Source organism: Cellulosimicrobium sp. E-16 (assembly GCF_049913115.1).
Lineage (GTDB): Bacteria > Actinomycetota > Actinomycetes > Actinomycetales > Cellulomonadaceae > Cellulosimicrobium.
This window is the reverse complement of sequence record NZ_CP183974.1, coordinates 3,988,171-4,003,541: the sequence shown is the minus strand read 5'-3', so window position 1 is coordinate 4,003,541 and position 15,371 is coordinate 3,988,171. Positions and strand designations below refer to the sequence as shown.

The 15,371-nt window shown below is 73.5% G+C and carries 13 protein-coding genes; 8 read left to right on the top strand and 5 right to left on the bottom strand.

All coding sequences use genetic code 11. The annotated features are described in order from the left end of the window. The first annotated feature begins 168 nt into the window (after positions 1-168). From ACN9MS_RS17565 to ACN9MS_RS17550, 4 genes are all read left to right on the top strand, one after another. Complete coding sequence (locus tag ACN9MS_RS17565) at positions 169-2,004, top strand: glycosyltransferase family 2 protein (protein WP_426309692.1); 1,836 nt, start codon at positions 169-171, stop codon at positions 2,002-2,004. Continuing rightward, the gene (locus ACN9MS_RS17560; protein ID WP_426309691.1) at positions 2,001-2,732 is read left to right on the top strand and encodes an HlyD family efflux transporter periplasmic adaptor subunit; all 732 of its coding nucleotides are present in this window, start codon (positions 2,001-2,003) and stop codon (positions 2,730-2,732) included. The genes ACN9MS_RS17565 and ACN9MS_RS17560 overlap by 4 nt, the downstream gene beginning before the upstream one ends. 95 nt (positions 2,733-2,827) lie before the next feature. Further along, on the top strand, positions 2,828-4,900 hold the full coding sequence (locus ACN9MS_RS17555) for a glycosyl hydrolase (protein WP_426309690.1): 2,073 nt from the start codon (positions 2,828-2,830) through the stop codon (positions 4,898-4,900). Between the two features lie 125 nt (positions 4,901-5,025). Further along, positions 5,026-6,360, top strand: a complete 1,335-nt coding sequence (locus ACN9MS_RS17550; protein WP_426309689.1) for a uracil-xanthine permease family protein — start codon at positions 5,026-5,028, stop codon at positions 6,358-6,360. Positions 6,361-6,448: 88 nt separating this feature from the next. Here ACN9MS_RS17550 and ACN9MS_RS17545 read toward each other — a convergent pair whose 3' ends face one another. The 5 genes from ACN9MS_RS17545 to ACN9MS_RS17525 form a co-directional block, all read right to left on the bottom strand. Beyond that, positions 6,449-7,417: a type IV toxin-antitoxin system AbiEi family antitoxin domain-containing protein gene (locus tag ACN9MS_RS17545; RefSeq protein WP_426309688.1), complete on the bottom strand. Its 969-nt coding sequence runs from the start codon at positions 7,415-7,417 to the stop codon at positions 6,449-6,451. Between the two features lie 245 nt (positions 7,418-7,662). Then, the gene (locus tag ACN9MS_RS17540) at positions 7,663-8,271 is read right to left on the bottom strand and encodes a GNAT family N-acetyltransferase (RefSeq protein ID WP_426309687.1); all 609 of its coding nucleotides are present in this window, start codon (positions 8,269-8,271) and stop codon (positions 7,663-7,665) included. A gap of 52 nt (positions 8,272-8,323) precedes the next feature. Beyond that, positions 8,324-8,974, bottom strand: a complete 651-nt coding sequence (locus ACN9MS_RS17535) for a LytR C-terminal domain-containing protein (protein ID WP_426309686.1) — start codon at positions 8,972-8,974, stop codon at positions 8,324-8,326. A gap of 25 nt (positions 8,975-8,999) precedes the next feature. Next, positions 9,000-9,296, bottom strand: coding sequence for a type II toxin-antitoxin system VapB family antitoxin (locus ACN9MS_RS17530; RefSeq protein ID WP_024841670.1), 297 nt, complete (start codon positions 9,294-9,296; stop codon positions 9,000-9,002). A 104-nt stretch (positions 9,297-9,400) separates the two neighbouring features. Further along, a complete protein-coding gene (locus ACN9MS_RS17525; protein WP_426309685.1) occupies positions 9,401-10,366 on the bottom strand; it encodes a DUF389 domain-containing protein in 966 nt (321 codons plus the stop codon). Between the two features lie 291 nt (positions 10,367-10,657). Here ACN9MS_RS17525 and ACN9MS_RS17520 point away from each other — a divergent pair, with 291 nt between their 5' ends. The 4 genes from ACN9MS_RS17520 to kdpC all read left to right on the top strand — a co-directional run bounded on the left by ACN9MS_RS17520 (position 10,658) and on the right by kdpC (position 15,364). Further along, positions 10,658-10,747, top strand: a complete 90-nt coding sequence (locus ACN9MS_RS17520; RefSeq protein WP_141389068.1) for a potassium-transporting ATPase subunit F — start codon at positions 10,658-10,660, stop codon at positions 10,745-10,747. A 5-nt stretch (positions 10,748-10,752) separates the two neighbouring features. Next, the gene (kdpA, locus tag ACN9MS_RS17515) at positions 10,753-12,435 is read left to right on the top strand and encodes a potassium-transporting ATPase subunit KdpA (RefSeq protein WP_426311925.1); all 1,683 of its coding nucleotides are present in this window, start codon (positions 10,753-10,755) and stop codon (positions 12,433-12,435) included. Next, on the top strand, positions 12,432-14,633 hold the full coding sequence (kdpB, locus tag ACN9MS_RS17510) for a potassium-transporting ATPase subunit KdpB (protein ID WP_426309684.1): 2,202 nt from the start codon (positions 12,432-12,434) through the stop codon (positions 14,631-14,633). Before kdpA ends, kdpB begins: the two co-directional genes overlap by 4 nt. A gap of 128 nt (positions 14,634-14,761) precedes the next feature. Continuing rightward, a complete protein-coding gene (gene kdpC / locus ACN9MS_RS17505) occupies positions 14,762-15,364 on the top strand; it encodes a potassium-transporting ATPase subunit KdpC (protein WP_426311924.1) in 603 nt (200 codons plus the stop codon). The last annotated feature ends 7 nt before the right edge of the window (positions 15,365-15,371 follow it).

The following is a 15,371-nucleotide window of genomic DNA, read 5'->3' as shown; positions in this document are numbered from 1 at the left end:
GGGCACCGGCAGGGGGCTCGACAGCACCGCCGCGCACGCACTCACGACGCCGACGACGTCGCCGCACCCGGGCTCAGGAAGCCGGCGGGCATCCGCTCGCCGACCTCCGGTCCGATTCCCGACCCGCGAGGTCCCCGCACGGGACCTGTCGAGAGCCGAGGACCCGCGATGGCCGTCTCCGAGTTCGACCGCCTGGTCGTCACCCCGCGCCGCACGCAGCACGTGCGGCCCGCCCCGTTCGGCCCGACGGCCGACGTCGACCGTCCGACCGGCCCGCCGCGCGACGAGAACTCCGCGGCGCGCTCGCCGTCTCTCGTCATGATCATGCTGCTCGCGACGCTCGGCGTCGTCGCGTACGCGGTGTTCCTGCTCAACCCCGCGAACCGCGGCGACGCCCTGCCGTACGTCATGGTCATCACGGCCGAGTCGGTGCTCGTCGCCCAGGCGCTGCTGGCGATGTGGACCGTGCTGTCGAGCGGGCACGACCCGCGCGGGTTCTCGTTCCACCACGCCAAGGACCGCCTGTTCGACGTCCCCGAGATCATCCGCGACGGCGCCGAGGACGACCCGACGCGCTGGAACCTCTACCTCCACGACCGCCCCGTCACCGTCGACGTCCTCATCACGACCTACGGCGAGGACCTCGACACCATCGCGCGCACGGTGCGGGCCGCCGTCGCGCTCCGCGGCACGCACCGCACGTGGGTGCTCGACGACGGCCGGTCCGACGACGTGCGCGACCTCGCCGCCCAGCTCGGCGCGCGCTACGTGCGACGGCTGTCGAGCAACGGCGCGAAGGCCGGCAACGTCAACCACGCGCTCGCCATCGCCAAGGGCGACTTCTTCGTCATCCTCGACGCCGACTTCGTCGCGAGGTCCGAGCTCCTCGTCGAGACCGTGCCGTTCTTCGTCAAGGACGACGTCGCGTTCGTCCAGACGCCGCAGACCTACGGGAACCTCGACAACCTCATCTCGCGCGGCGCCGGGTACATGCAGGCAGTCTTCTACCGGTTCGTGCAGCCGGGCCGGAACCGCTTCAACGCCGCGTTCTGCGTCGGCACCAACGTGATCTTCCGCCGGGCCGCGATCGACGACATCGGCGGCATGCACACCGACTCCAAGTCCGAGGACGTGTGGACGTCGCTCATGCTCCACGAGCGCGGGTGGCGCACGATCTACATCCCCACGACGCTCGCCGTCGGCGACACCCCCGAGACCGTCGAGGCGTACACGAAGCAGCAGCTGCGCTGGGCGACCGGCGGGTTCGAGATCCTGCTCCAGCACAACCCGCTCAGCCCGCGCCGCACCCTCACGCTCGACCAGCGGCTCCAGTACACCGTCACCGCGACGCACTACCTCGCGGGCATCGCGCCGCTCGTGCTGCTGCTCGTGCCGCCGTTGCAGATCTACCTCGACCTCACGCCCATGAACCTCACCATCTCCTGGGGCACGTGGCTGCTCTACTACGCGGGGTTCTACGTCCTCCAGATCGCCATCGCGTTCTTCACGCTCGGGTCGTTCCGGTGGGAGGTGCTCATGCTCGCGTCCGTGTCGTTCCCCATCTACACCAAGGCCCTGTGGAACGCGCTGACCGGCAAGGAGCAGGCGTGGCACGTGACCGGGAGCACGGGAAAGGTCACGTCGCCGTTCAACTACATGATCCCGCAGGTGCTGTTCTTCGCGTTCCTGCTCGTGACGTCGGTGGTGGGGGCCTGGAAGGAGTGGGGCGACCCGATGCCGAGCCTCGCGCTCGCGTGGAACGTCACCAACACGCTGATCCTCGGGGCGTTCGTCGTGACGGCCTTCCGGGAGTCGCGGTCCGCCCGGCGCGCGGTGCGTCCCGTCCGGCGGCAGGGAGGGCCGGCCGCGGCCGTGGTCGACGAGGCCTTGTCGGAGCAGCTCGGCATGGAGGTGACGGTCGGCGCCTCGACGCGGGCCGAGCGGCGGCGGGCGCGCCGTGACATGAGCTCGTCGACGTCTGGACCTACCGGAGGTGTCGCATGACCTGGTCGAACCGGTTCCGCCTCGTGGGCGGGCTGCTCGTGGTGGTGCTCGTGTGCGCGGCGCTCACGCTCGTCATGAACCGGCGCCTCGGGCAGGCGACGAGCACGACGGCCACCATCCGGGCGGAGGTGCTCGACGTCGGCAGCGACTACGCGGGCACCGTCACCGCGGCCGAGGTGGCCGAGGGGGACGAGGTCGCCGCGGGCGACCCGCTGTTCACGGTGAGCAGCCTGACGCTCCAGCACGACATCGCGCTCGGGCTCGTCAGCGCGGACACGTCCGCGTACCAGGTCGCGCCCGACGGCACCATCACGCTCGTCGCGCCCTACGACGCCGTCGTCACCCACGTCGCGGCGCGCGAGGGCGGGTTCGTCCAGGCGGGCGAGGTCGTCGCGTCGCTCGAGCGGGAGGGGTCGCTGTTCGTCGACGCCCGCCTGACGCTCGACCCGAACGACTTCGCGCGTGTCCGCCAGGGCGCGGAGGTCACGGTCGTCCTGCCGAACCAGGCAGAGGTCGTGGGCGAGGTCGCGTCGATCGCCGTGCAGAACACGGCGAACCAGGCCGAGGCCACGGTCGAGGTCACGAGCGACGCGCTCGTGCGCGGGGCCGAGCACGGCCTCGTCGCGTCGGGCACCCCGGTCACGGCGAGCATCGAGCTGCACGACGACGGCCCGCTCGCCGGGGTCGACGAGTCGTTCGGCGAGTTCCTCCGCAAGGTGGGCTTGTGACGCCCCGCCGAGGTCGACCCGTGCGTCGCGAGGTCGACCTCCGGAGGGTCGATCTCGGACGCTCGGGTCGATCTCGGGGCCGGGTGGTCGCTACCGTGCCCGCCGCGCTCCTGACGTCGGCGCTCCTCGTCGCCGGGTGCGGGCTGTTCGAGACGGACGCGTCGCCCGGGGCGACGGGGCCGCCCGGGACGGGCTCCGCCGTCGGGCACGACGCCGCGGACCTGACTGGCACCGTGCCCGACGTCGACCCGTCGATCCTGCCGCAGGAATCGCTCGCCCCGATGCCCCCCGCGCGGCTCGCCGACGGGCTCGTCCCGCCGACGAACCGGTGGTTCTCCGGGCTCGTCCTCGGCGACGAGCCGCTGCCCGTGTTCCCCGTGCCGCTCGCGTTCGGCGTGACCGGCGGCGGCTTCGCGTTCGGGCTGCCCGACGTCCAGGTCACCGAGCAGTCGATCCTCGGCCCGTTCGTGCCGCAGGTCGGCGTGGACGTCGGGGCGTCGTCGGTCGTCGTCACCGCCTACGACACCGCGTCCGTCACGCTCGACCTGCTCGACGGCGCAGGCTCCGTCCTCGGGACGGTGACCCTCGTCGAGGGGTCGCCGGTGCTGCGGTACACCGCGGCGACGGACCAGACGGCGACGCTCACGGTCGCGTTCGCGGAGGCGAACGGGGCGGTCAGCGCCGAGGCCGGCGGGCGTGAGTACGTGCTCGTCGGGGCGGACGACGCGCTCTCGGGAGGCGGCCGGTCGCTCGACCTCGCGGAGGGAGGCTCCGTCGCCTGGTTCCCGGTGCCCGACGACGCCCCGGACGGCGCGGTCGCGACGCTCGCCGAGGCGGCGGCGCACCCCGTGACGGGCACGACGCTCGCCTACGGCGTGGCGGACGACTCCGTCACCACGGCGATCACCTACGAGACCGGTGGCGACGCGCCCGGGTCAGGGACCGTCGTCGTGCGGCTGCCGCACCAACGCGAGAGCGACGGCGCGACGTGCGACCTCGGCACCTACGCGACCGTGCGCGGGTCGGTCGACGTCTGCACGGCGAGCACGCTCGCCTGGGCGAGCCCGGCCGTCGAACCCGCCGGGGCGCTCGACCTCTCCGTGCTGGGCGAGGACGCGCGGACCGAGCTCGCCGAGCAGGTGCGCGCCGACGCCTCGGCGCTCGAGCCGCGGCCGTCGGACACGTACTTCGGGGGCAAGGCGCTCGCGCGCGACGCGAACCTGCTCGCGCTCGCCGAGCAGCTCGGTCTCGACGACGTCGCGGCGCCGCTGCGCACCGACCTCGCTGCCGCGCTCCGGGAGTGGGCCGACCCCGCGGGGTGCGCGGAGCGCGACGCGCGCTGCTTCGCCTACGACCCCGAGGTGCGCAGCGTCGTCGGCAGGACGCCGTCGTTCGGCTCGGACGAGCTCAACGACCACCACTTCCACTACGGGTACTTCCTCTACGCCGCGGGCGTGGTGACGGCCGACGACCCGGCGCTCGCGGCCGACCTCGCGCCCGTGCTCGACCTGCTCGCGGCGGACGTCGCGTCCGGTGCGGGTGACGAGGACTTCCCGGCGCTGCGCGTGTTCGACGCGTACGCCGGGCACTCGTGGGCGTCGGGGTACGCCCCCTTCGCGGACGGGAACAACCAGGAGTCCGCGTCCGAGGCGGTGTCGGCGTGGAACGGGCTGGCGCTGTGGGCGCAGGCGTCGGGGGACGCGACGCTCGAGGCGCAGGCGCGCTGGCTGCTGTCCGCCGAGGCGGCGTCGGCGCGCGCGTACTGGACGGACTTCGACCGCGACGACCCGGCGATCGACGGGTTCGGGCACACCGTGACGTCGCTCGTGTGGGGCGGCAAGCGCGACTGGGCCACGTGGTTCAGCGCCGAGCCGAGCGCGATGCTCGGCATCCTCGTGCTGCCGATGCAGCCCGTCGCCGGGTACCTCGCGGGCGATCCGGAGCGCATCCGGGCCAACCTCGACGAGGCGCTCGCCGGCCCGCGCGACGACCCGGCGTCGTGGGACGTGATGTTCGGCGACCAGCTCCTCATGTACGCGGCGCTCGCCGGCCCGGACGACGCCGCGGCAGCCCTGGACGTCGCCCGCACCCTCCCGGACGAACGCGTCGACGACGGCAGCACCCGCAGCTACCTGCTCGCGTGGCTCCTGGTGCACGCGACGGCGTAGCACCGCCTCCCGCCGAACCCGGGGTTGTCGCCGGGCTCGTCGACCTGGGGTGCGACAACCCCGGGTTCGGCGGGGCACTACCCTGCTCCGGGGGTCTTCACACGAACTTCACGGACGGGAGAGACATGAGCGCCATCGGGTGGCGGTTGCACGGGAACGGGAAGACGGTGGCGCCGGGGGACGTCGTCGACCCGGACGAGCGACTGACCTGGCCGCGGACCATCGGGATCGGCATGCAGCACGTCGTCGCCATGTTCGGCGCGACGTTCCTCGTGCCGCTGCTCACCGGGTTCTCGCCCGCGACGACGCTGTTCTTCTCCGCGATCGGCACCGTCGGGTTCCTGCTCATCACGCGCAACCGGCTGCCGAGCTACCTCGGGTCGAGCTTCGCGTTCATCGCCCCGATCGGCGCCGCGACGGCGTCGCAGGGCCAGTCCGTCGCCGTCGGCGGCATCCTCGTCACCGGTCTCGTGCTCGCCGCGGTCGGCCTGCTCGTGCACGTCGCGGGCGCGCGGTGGATCGACGTCGTCATGCCGCCGATCGTCACGGGCACGATCGTCGCGCTCATCGGCCTCAACCTCGCGCCGGCGGCCTGGGGGAACTTCAAGAAGGCGCCGGTCACGGCCGTCGTCACGCTGACCGCGATCATCCTCGTGAGCGTCCTGTTCAAGGGCATCATCGGGCGCCTCTCGATCCTCGTGGGCGTGATCGTCGGCTACGTCGTCGCGGTGCTCCAGGGCGAGGTGACGTTCGACGCGGTGCGCAAGGCCGACTGGATCGGGTTCCCCGAGTTCGTCACGCCCACGTTCGACGTCGCCGTGGTCGGCCTGTTCGTGCCGGTCGTGCTCGTGCTCATCGCGGAGAACGTGGGGCACGTGAAGTCGGTCGCGGCGATGACCGGCAAGAACCTCGACGACCTCACCGGCCGCGCGCTCTTCGCGGACGGCCTCGCGACGACGTTCGCGGGCATCGGCGGCGGGTCGGGCACGACGACGTACGCCGAGAACATCGGCGTCATGGCCGCGACGCGCGTGTACTCGACCGCGGCGTACTGGGTCGCGGCCGCGACCGCGCTGGTGCTCTCGCTCTCGCCGAAGTTCGGCGCGCTCATCGCGACCATCCCCGACGGCGTCCTGGGCGGCGCGGCGACGATGCTCTACGGCATGATCGGCATCCTCGGCGCGCGCATCTGGGTGCAGAACAAGGTCGACTTCTCCAACCCCGTCAACCTCACGACCGCCGCCGTGCCGCTCGTCGTCGGCATCGCCAACTTCACCTGGGCCGTCGGCGACCTGACGTTCGAGGGCATCGCGCTCGGCACCGCCGCGGCGCTCGTGATCTACCACCTCATGCGCAACATCGCGCGGTGGCGCGGCACCACCCAGGAGCCCGCCAGCCCGGCGTCGGCCCCTGGCGGCGACGAGCCGATCGTCCACGACACCGTCGAGGACGCCCGCTGACCTACGCCCCCGCCTGAAGCCGAACCCGGGATCACTCCCCAGCCGAAGACTTCGCTGAGGAGTGATCCCGGGTTCGGGCGTCCCGACGTCATGCTGCCCGACGGCGTCCCGCGACCTCGAGCGCGCGCCGCACCGTGGTCGCGGTGCGGCCCGGCACGCGTGTGTCGGCGGAGGTGAATCGAAGCATCGCTGCGACGTCGGCTGTCACGAGGTCGTTGTGGCGTTCCCGGTCGGCGAACGCGGCGCTCGGGGTGTCGTGGAACTCCGCGCCGTCCGCCTCGGCGACGACCCAGCGACCGTCGTCGAGCAGCCAGCCCAGGTCGCCGCGTCGTTCCCGTCCGCTCGACCCGATCAACGGGACCTGGAGCATGTTCGGCGGTACGCCACCGTCGACGCAGTCGAGCCGCACCCAGGTCTCGAGCGGCGACTCCGCGCGACCGTCCGCGAGGCCCCACCACGAGTGCGTCCGCGCGACACCCCGCCGCCCCCGGGCGTGGTGGTGCGCGCGGTCCAGACCGTCGGTCGACACCAGGCGGAGGTGGAGAGCCGAGTCCATGACCGCCACGGCCCAGGGCCGGTCGAGCTCGGGCACGGCCTGGGCCAGCGCCCACTCGGGGGCCGCGACGTACCGGTCGCCCACCCGCACGACCGTCATCCCGTCGTCGAACATGCGCAACCGTATGCCGTCGCGCGACTCGAGCCCGCGAGCCCCGGGCAAGGTCGCCTGCGGGATGACGCGTGAGGGCAGGCCGGCGACGCCCAGCAGCGCGAGCGCGCACGGACCGACCGCGATCGCGTCGGGGCCGAAGGCGAGCAGCGCCGCCCAGGCGGCACGTCGGCGCCGGGCATCGGGCGGCCGAGCGTGTAGGGGTGTCAGGTCGAGGTCGTACACGCCGGCGGTGATCCGTGACCAGGAACCCGAGCGGACGAGGCGGGTCAGGACGTTCGGACTGACTCCGGCGTCGAGGCACTGCCTCGTGCCGACGAGCGACTCCTGCTGGGCGGCGACTGCGCGGAGGGCTTCCGGTACTAGAGAACGGGGCGGCATGGGTCGCATCCCAGCGCACCTGTCGTCGTCGGAGGAGCTCGCCGGACGGCCCTGTGGAAGGGACCCTCTGGCGGAGGGACTGTGAACTCCGACGAGGCGGGGCTCGCATCGCGAGAGGAGTGCCGAACCCTTGATCGCTCCTCAGGTGCGCGCGGCGGTAGGGAGAAATCCAGGGGTCGGCACCAATCCGGGATCTCTCCCCAGGACGAGCTGCGTGTGAGGAGCGATCCCGGGTTCGGCGACGGAGGGGCGGGTCAGAGGCGAAGGCCCAGGACCAGGCCCTCGTCGACGTCGAGGCGGGTGAAGCCGAGGTGTTCGTAGAAGCCGATCGCGGAGACGTTGTCCTCCGCGACGCCGAGGTGGACCCCCGGGGACCCCGCCGCACGCAGGGCGTCGAACAGCGCGGCCATCAGCCGGCGGCCGTTGCCGCCGCCCTGCGCGGCGGGCAGCAGGTCGACGTGGAGGTGCGCGGGGTAGTCGGGGAGCACCGACGGGTCGGTGAGGTGCGGGCGGTGGATCTGGCGGACGAGCGCCTCGTCGCGGGAGCCCTCCGGGAAGCTGCCCAGCGGGTACCGCTCGCGCAGCGGCGGCCACCACTCCTGCTCGGACCGCGCCTCGAACGCGGCGGTGTCGCGCGCCCCCAGCACGTAGCCCGCGGCCACGCCGTCGACCTCGACGACGAACGCGAGCGACGGCTCGAGGGCGAGGTACGCCCCGAGGTAGACCTCGCCGAGCAGCCGCGGGTCGGTGTACAGCGGGGTCGCGTCCGCGCCGGACGCGCCGGTCCGCAGGCAGATCTCGTAGAGGCGGTCGACCTCGTCGGGGTCGGTGGTCCGGGCGGGCCGGAGGGGCAGGGTGCTCATGGGTACCGTTCGGCGGTCGTGAGGCTCGGCGGGCGCCGGGCGAGGGACGTGCTCAGCCCTCCGCGGGCGGCACGGGCAGCGGCTGGGGGGTGATCTCCTCGATCGCGACGCACCCGGCGCGGCTCTCGAGCGGCACGTCGCTGGACAGGCCGACGAGCTCGGGGTCCACGACGTCCTCGAAGTCGGCGCCCACGTAGAGGTCGACGGTGGAGGCCTCGCGCGTGTCGAGCACGAGGCCCGGGTTGTCGTAGTGGGCCGCGAGCGTGTACGCCTGCGCGAGCCCTGTGACGCCGAAGTGGATCTGCGTCTGCGACACGACGTCCGACTTCCCGTCGCCGTCCAGGTCTGGCGCGTTGCCGGTGGTGAGCACCGTGAAGCCCCGGGACGTGAGCAGGTCCTGGTTCAGCCGCCCGAGGGGGGCGTCCTTGCCGGACGCGTTGTAGACGTTGACCTGGACGTCGGCCGCCGCCGCCGGGAGCGTGCCCTCGGGCAGGCAGGGGGCCTTGACGTCCGCGAGGTCGTCGACGGCCTCGGGTGACGACAGCGGCCGGTCGAACGGGGCGTCGATCGCCCCCGTGTAGACGGCCAGCGCACCGAGCCCGACGACGGCGAGCGCGGCGATGAGGAGCCCGAACACGACGGCCTGGCGCTCGTGCATGCGTCGGCGACGCTCGGCGCGTGCGGTGTCGGGGCGGGTGGTCACGCCAGAAACCTACCGGACCCCGCGCTCATCGCACGGTCAGGACGCGGGCGTGCAGGATGGCGCGCTGCTGGAGCGCGGCGCGGACCGCGCGGTGCAGTCCGTCCTCGAGGTAGAGGACGCCCTCGTACTCGACGACGTGCGCGAAGAGGTCGCCGAAGAACGTCGAGTCCTCGGCGAGGAGCGCGTCGAGGTCGAGCGTGCGCTTGGTGGTGACGAGCTCGTCGAGGCGCACCTGACGCGGGGGCACCTCGGCCCAGTCCCGGGCGGTCACCCGGCCGTGGTCCGGGTAGGGGCGCCCGTCGCCGACGGCCTTGAAGATCATGCGGCACATCCTAGAGGCCGTACCCCGCCCCTCGCCCGGGTCGGCGCGGTGCCGGTCACGCAGTCGTCACGATCTCCCCACGAGGAGCACCCGCGTCCTCCGCGTCAGCGGGGGTCCTGCCCGGCCCGGCCCGGTCGCTGACGGCCCGGCCGGCGTCCCAGCCGACGTCCCAGGTGGAGCTGGACGAACAGGGTGACGACCCCGGCGACGAGCAGCCCGGCGACGTTCACGAGGAGCTGGACGCCCGCGCCGAGCGCCTCGTCCCACGCCCCGACGGCGAGCGTCAGGCCGATGGCCCCGACGGCGGGCACGGTCGTGATGGAGATGAAGACGCCGACGAGGGCCGCCGACTTGGCGGTGGTGAGAGAGAGCACACCCGCGACGCCCGCGAGGAGCGCGATGACGAACGACCACGCGTCGGGCGACACGATGAACTCGGTCTGCGGACCGGTCGTCGCCTGCTCGTAGGTGATGAGACCCGCCGCGTACGCGAGGCTCCACACGGCCCACGCGACCGCGGCGCAGCCCGCGAACCCGCCGAGGAGCGTCGCCAGCGCCGACCCGGCGATCCCGCGTCGTCGCCGGACCACCGCGTAGCAGATGGCCGCGATGGGGGCGAACTCCGGCCCGACCACCATGGCCCCGATGATGAGGATGGGCTGGTCCAGCAGCCGCCCGATCCCTGCGATGAGCGTCGCGAGCAGCAGGAACACGAAGAACGTGGCGGAGGGGCGGGAGTCCTCGCGCGACGTGTCCGCGAGCTGCGCCCACAGGACCCCGTCGGCGGGGTGGCCCGGGGCCGCCTCCTCGGCCGCGACCGCGGCGTCCGACACGACCGTCACCGGCTCCGTGACGACGATGCTCCCGTCGGCCGGGACGCCCGCGTGCCGGAGGGTCCGCATGACGTTGTTCGCGTTCTCGCGCGCCATCTCGAACCAGAGCACGTCGCCCCGGCCGTCGAGCGCCGCGCCGGGCAGGACCGCCAGGTCGCACACGGTCGGGTCGGCGTCGAGGACGGGACGCAGACGTTCGGCGAGGTCGTGCCCCGCGGTGACCCGCACACTCAGCATGGCGCCATCGTGCCAGCCGGGCGCGGGCCCGTCGGGGACGTGTCCCGTCAAGGTTCCGGCAGAGGGCGTCAAGGTTCCGTCAGAGCCTCGTCCAAGGCCCTCCCGCCGGGCGTAGAACGGCAGTGCGCCCGGGTTCCGGACGCCGGCACGCCCCCTGCGGGCGCTCGCCGACCCTCGTCGAGAAGGCGTTCCCACCATGGCCGACCTGGCCTTCCTCCTCCTCACCGTCGCGTTCTTCGCGACGGTCGCGCTCGTCGCGCGCCGTCACGGCTCCTCCGGAGGTGCCCGGTGATGGTCCTCGACTGGATCGCGCTCGGCGCCGTCGTCGCCGTGCTGGGCTACCTCTTCGTCGCGCTGCTCCGCAGCGACCGGGCCCGGTGAGCGCCGTGCCGACGACGGTCGACACCGCGGTCGTGTGGGCGGCGGTCGGTCAGGTCGCGCTGCTCGTCGCGGCGCTCGCTGCGGTGCACGCGCCGCTCGGCGCGTACATGGCGCGCGTGTACACCTCGTCGCGCCACCTGCGGGTGGAGCGCGCGGGCTACCGGCTGGCGCGCGTGGACCCCGACGCGGAGCAGCGGTGGAGCACCTACCTCTTCTCCCTGCTGGGCTTCTCGCTCGCCTCGGTCCTGCTCCTCTACGCCCTCGGCCGGCTCCAGGACCACCTCCCGATGAACCTCGGGTTCACGGGGCTGGACCCGGCGGGGGCCTGGAACACGGCGGTCTCGTTCGTGACGAACACGAACTGGCAGTGGTACTCGGGCGAGGCGGCTGCGGGCCACCTCCTCCAGATGACGGGTCTGGCCGTGCAGAACTTCGTCTCGGCCGCGGTCGGGATGTCGGTCGCGATCGCGCTCGTGCGCGGGTTCGCCCGCTCCGGGACCGACGCGCGGATCGGCAACTTCTGGACCGACCTCACCCGGTCCGTGGTCCGGATCCTCCTGCCGATCGCGTTCGTCGCGGCGGTCGTGCTCGTGGCGAACGGGGTCATCCAGAACCTCAGCCCGCACACCGCGGTCGAGACCCTCGCCGGGGGCACGCAGCACGTCCTCGGGGGTCCCGTCGCCTCCCAGGAGGCCATCAAGGAGCTCGGGACCAACGGCGGCGGGTTCTTCAACGCGAACTCGGCGCACCCGCTGGAGAACCCGAACCCGTTCACCAACGTGTTCGAGATCTTCCTCATCCTGCTGATCCCGTTCACCCTCCCGCGCACGTTCGGCCTCCTGGTCGGCGACCGCCGCCAGGGCTGGGCGGTCCTCGGCGCGATGGCCGGGCTGTTCGCCGTCGCGCTCGCGCTGACCACCTGGGCGGAGCTCGCCGGGCCGGGTGCCGCCCCGCAGGCCGCGGGCGCCGCGCTCGAGGGCAAGGAGACCCGGTTCGGCCTCGCCGCGAGCGCCCTGTTCGCGACCGCGACGACCGGCACGTCGACCGGTGCGGTCAACGCCATGCACGACTCGCTCACCGCACCGGGGGGCGGCGTCGTGCTCTTCACCATGCTCCTCGGCGAGATCGCCCCCGGCGGCGTGGGCGCGGGGCTGTACGGGATGCTCGTGCTCGCCGTCGTCGCGGTGTTCGTCGCGGGCCTCATGGTGGGCCGCACGCCCGAGTACCTGGGCAAGAAGATCGGGCGCCAGGAGATCACGCTCGTCGCGCTGTACGTCCTGACGACGCCAGCCGTCGTGCTCGTCGGCACGGCGCTGTCGGTGGTCCTGCCGGACGGCCTCGCGGGCCAGCAGGAGGGCGGCCCGCACGGGCTCACCGAGGTGCTGTACGCGTTCGCGTCGGCCGGGAACAACAACGGCTCCGCGTTCGCGGGGCTGTCGGCCGGGACGCCGTACTACAACACGCTGCTCGGGCTCGCGATGCTCGTCGGCCGCTTCGTCCCCATCGCGCTGGTCCTCGCCCTCGCGGGGCGACTCGCCTCTCAGAGGTCCGTCCCGCCGTCTGCCGGCACGCTGCCGACCCACCAGCCGCTGTTCGTCGGCCTGCTCGGCACGGTCGCGCTCGTCGTCGTCGGCCTCACCTTCGTCCCCGTCCTGTCCCTCGGTCCTGTCGTGGAGTCCCTGTCATGAGCACGCCGCTCGCATCCGTCCCTCAGCTGCCCGGTAACCCGGCGTCCCCCGCGGGTGCGCCCGACGGCGGCCCGCACCACGACGACGGCCCCGGCGGCGGGCGTCGTGCCCCGCGGGCGCTGACCCCTGCGCAGGTGGGCGCGGCGCTGCCGGCCGCGGTGCGCAAGCTCGACCCGCGCGTGCTGTACCGGTCGCCGGTGCTGTTCGTCGTGGAGATCGGCGCGGCGGCGACGACGGTGCTCGCCGCCCTGGAGCCGGACTTGTTCTCGATCCTCGTCGCGGCGTGGCTGTGGGCGACGGTCCTGTTCGCGACGCTCGCCGAGTCGGTCGCGGAGTCGCGCGGCAAGGCGCAGGCGTCGAGCCTGCGCGCGACGCAGCGCAGCACGACGGCGCGCCGCGTGGACGCGCCGACCGACGCGCTCACGGCGGGGTCGAGCCTGCACCTGCTGCCGACGGTCGACGTGCCGTCGTCCAGCCTGCGGGTGGGCGACGTCGTCGTGGTCGTCGCGGGCGAGACGATCCCGGGCGACGGCGACGTGATCGAGGGCGTCGCGTCGGTCGACGAGTCGGCGATCACGGGCGAGTCCGCGCCGGTGATCCGCGAGTCGGGCGGCGACCGCTCGGCGGTCACGGGCGGGACGGTCGTCCTGTCCGACCGCATCGTCGTGCGGATCACGGCGCCGGCCGGCCAGACGTTCGTCGACCGGATGATCGCGCTCGTCGAGGGCAGCGAGCGCCAGCGCACCCCGAACGAGATCGCGCTCAACGTGCTGCTCACGTCGCTGACGATCGTGTTCGTCCTCGCGGTCGCGACGCTCCAGCCGTTCGCCGTGTACTCAGGGGCGCGGCAGTCCCTCGTGGTGCTCGTCGCGCTCCTCGTGTGCCTCATCCCGACGACGATCGGGGCGCTGCTGTCCGCGATCGGCATCGCGGGCATGGACCGCCTGGTCCGGCGCAACGTGCTCGCGATGTCGGGCCGGGCGGTCGAGGCCGCGGGCGACGTGGACGTGCTGCTCCTCGACAAGACCGGCACGATCACGCACGGCAACCGGTTCGCGACCGAGGTGCTGCCGGTGGGTCACGTGAGCGCGGCCGAGCTCGCCGACGCGGCGCGCCTGGCCTCCCTGTCCGACGAGACGCCGGAGGGGCGCAGCATCGTCGACCTCGTGACGTCGATGGACGGGCGCCCGGCGGCGGACCTGGTGCGCGAGACCGCGGGCGCGGAGTTCATCCCGTTCACCGCCCAGACCCGGATGTCGGGCGTGGACCTGCCGTCGCCCGACGGCGGCGTGCGGCGCGTGCGCAAGGGCGCGGGCTCCGCGGTCCAGCGCTGGGTGCACTCCACGGGCGGGAGCGTGACGGGGCCGGAGACGGACGAGCTCGCGGCGCACGTGGAGACGGTCAGCGGGCAGGGCGGCACACCCCTGGTGGTCGCCGAGCAGGTGGGCGACGGCCCGGCGCGCGTGCTCGGCGTCGTCCGGCTCAAGGACGTCGTCAAGGACGGTCTGCGTGAGCGGTTCGACCAGCTCCGCGCGATGGGCATCCGGAGCGTCATGGTGACGGGCGACAACGCGATCACCGCGCGGGCCATCGCGGCCGAGGCGGGCGTGGACGACGTGCTCGCCGAGGCCACGCCCGAGGACAAGCTCGCGCTCATCCGGCGCGAGCAGGAGGGCGGGCGCCTCGTCGCGATGGCCGGCGACGGCACGAACGACGCGCCCGCGCTCGCGCAGTCCGACGTCGGCGTCGCGATGAACACGGGGACGACCGCCGCGAAGGAGGCGGGCAACATGGTCGACCTCGACTCGAACCCCACGAAGCTTCTGGAGATCGTCGAGATCGGCAAGCAGCTCCTCATCACGCGCGGCGCGCTGACCACGTTCTCCGTCGCGAACGACGTCGCGAAGTACTTCGCGATCCTGCCCGCGATGTTCCTGGGCGCGTTCCCCGCGCTGGAGGTGCTCAACGTCATGCGCCTGTCGAGCCCCCAGTCCGCGATCCTCTCCGCGGTGATCTTCAACGCGCTGATCATCGTGGTGCTCGTCCCGCTGGCGCTGCGCGGGGTGCGGTACCGCCCGGCGTCCGCGTCGGCGCTGCTCCGGCGCAACCTCCTGGTCTACGGGCTCGGCGGCCTCGTGGCGCCGTTCGTCGGGATCAAGCTCGTCGACCTCCTCGTGTCCCTCCTCCCGGGCTTCTGATCCCGGTGCCGAAAGGAACTCCCGTGCCCAGCTCCTCGCAGGTCCCGTCCGGCGCCCGTCCGTCGACCGCCGGCGGCGCCGTCTCCTTCGTCCGCCAGTCGTGGGCGGGGCTGCGCGTCCTGCTCCTCATGACCGTCCTGCTCGGCGGGCTGTACCCGCTGGCCGTGACGGGGGTCGGCCAGGCCGCCTTCGGGTGGCAGGCGAACGGCTCGCTCGTCCGCGCGGACGGCACCCGGGCCGCGTCGGTCGACGACACGGGGGCCGACGGCGCCCCGGTCGTCGGGTCCGTCCTCGTCGGCCAGGCGTTCGGCGAGCCGGGGACGGCGCCCGAGTGGTTCCACGGTCGCCCGTCCGCGGCCGGGGACGGCTACGACACCCTCGCGTCCGCGGGGTCGAACCTGGGGCCGAACAACCCTGACCTCGTCGCCGCGATCGAGGCACGCCGGGCGGCCGTCGCCGCGGAGGACGGCGTCGACCCGGCGACCGTCCCGCCGGACGCCCTGACGGCGTCGGCCTCGGGCCTCGACCCGCACGTCTCGCCCGCGTACGCCGACCAGCAGGTCGAGCGTGTCGCCGCGGCGCGCGGGCTCGACCCGGCGGCGGTGCGCGCGCTGGTCGACGACGCCGCGGCCGGACGCGCGGCCGGCGTGCTGGGCGACCCGCGGGTGAACGTGCTCGCGCTCAACCTCGCGCTCGAGAGCCTCGCTCCCGCCGGCTCGGACGCGTCCTGACGTGCGG

Bases quoted from the DNA above. Each gene is read 5' to 3' on its own strand.
- ACN9MS_RS17565 (WP_426309692.1), top strand. From the start codon at position 169: ATGGCCGTCTCCGAGTTCGACCGCCTGGTCGTCACCCCGCGCCGCACG.
- ACN9MS_RS17550 (WP_426309689.1), top strand. From the start codon at position 5,026: ATGAGCGCCATCGGGTGGCGGTTGCACGGGAACGGGAAGACGGTGGCG.
- ACN9MS_RS17530 (WP_024841670.1), bottom strand. From the start codon at position 9,296: ATGATCTTCAAGGCCGTCGGCGACGGGCGCCCCTACCCGGACCACGGC.
- ACN9MS_RS17545 (WP_426309688.1), bottom strand. From the start codon at position 7,417: ATGCGACCCATGCCGCCCCGTTCTCTAGTACCGGAAGCCCTCCGCGCA.
- kdpC (WP_426311924.1), top strand. From the start codon at position 14,762: ATGACCGTCCTGCTCGGCGGGCTGTACCCGCTGGCCGTGACGGGGGTC.
- ACN9MS_RS17520 (WP_141389068.1), top strand. From the start codon at position 10,658: ATGGTCCTCGACTGGATCGCGCTCGGCGCCGTCGTCGCCGTGCTGGGC.
- ACN9MS_RS17540 (WP_426309687.1), bottom strand. From the start codon at position 8,271: ATGAGCACCCTGCCCCTCCGGCCCGCCCGGACCACCGACCCCGACGAG.
- ACN9MS_RS17560 (WP_426309691.1), top strand. From the start codon at position 2,001: ATGACCTGGTCGAACCGGTTCCGCCTCGTGGGCGGGCTGCTCGTGGTG.
- ACN9MS_RS17525 (WP_426309685.1), bottom strand. From the start codon at position 10,366: ATGCTGAGTGTGCGGGTCACCGCGGGGCACGACCTCGCCGAACGTCTG.
- kdpB (WP_426309684.1), top strand. From the start codon at position 12,432: ATGAGCACGCCGCTCGCATCCGTCCCTCAGCTGCCCGGTAACCCGGCG.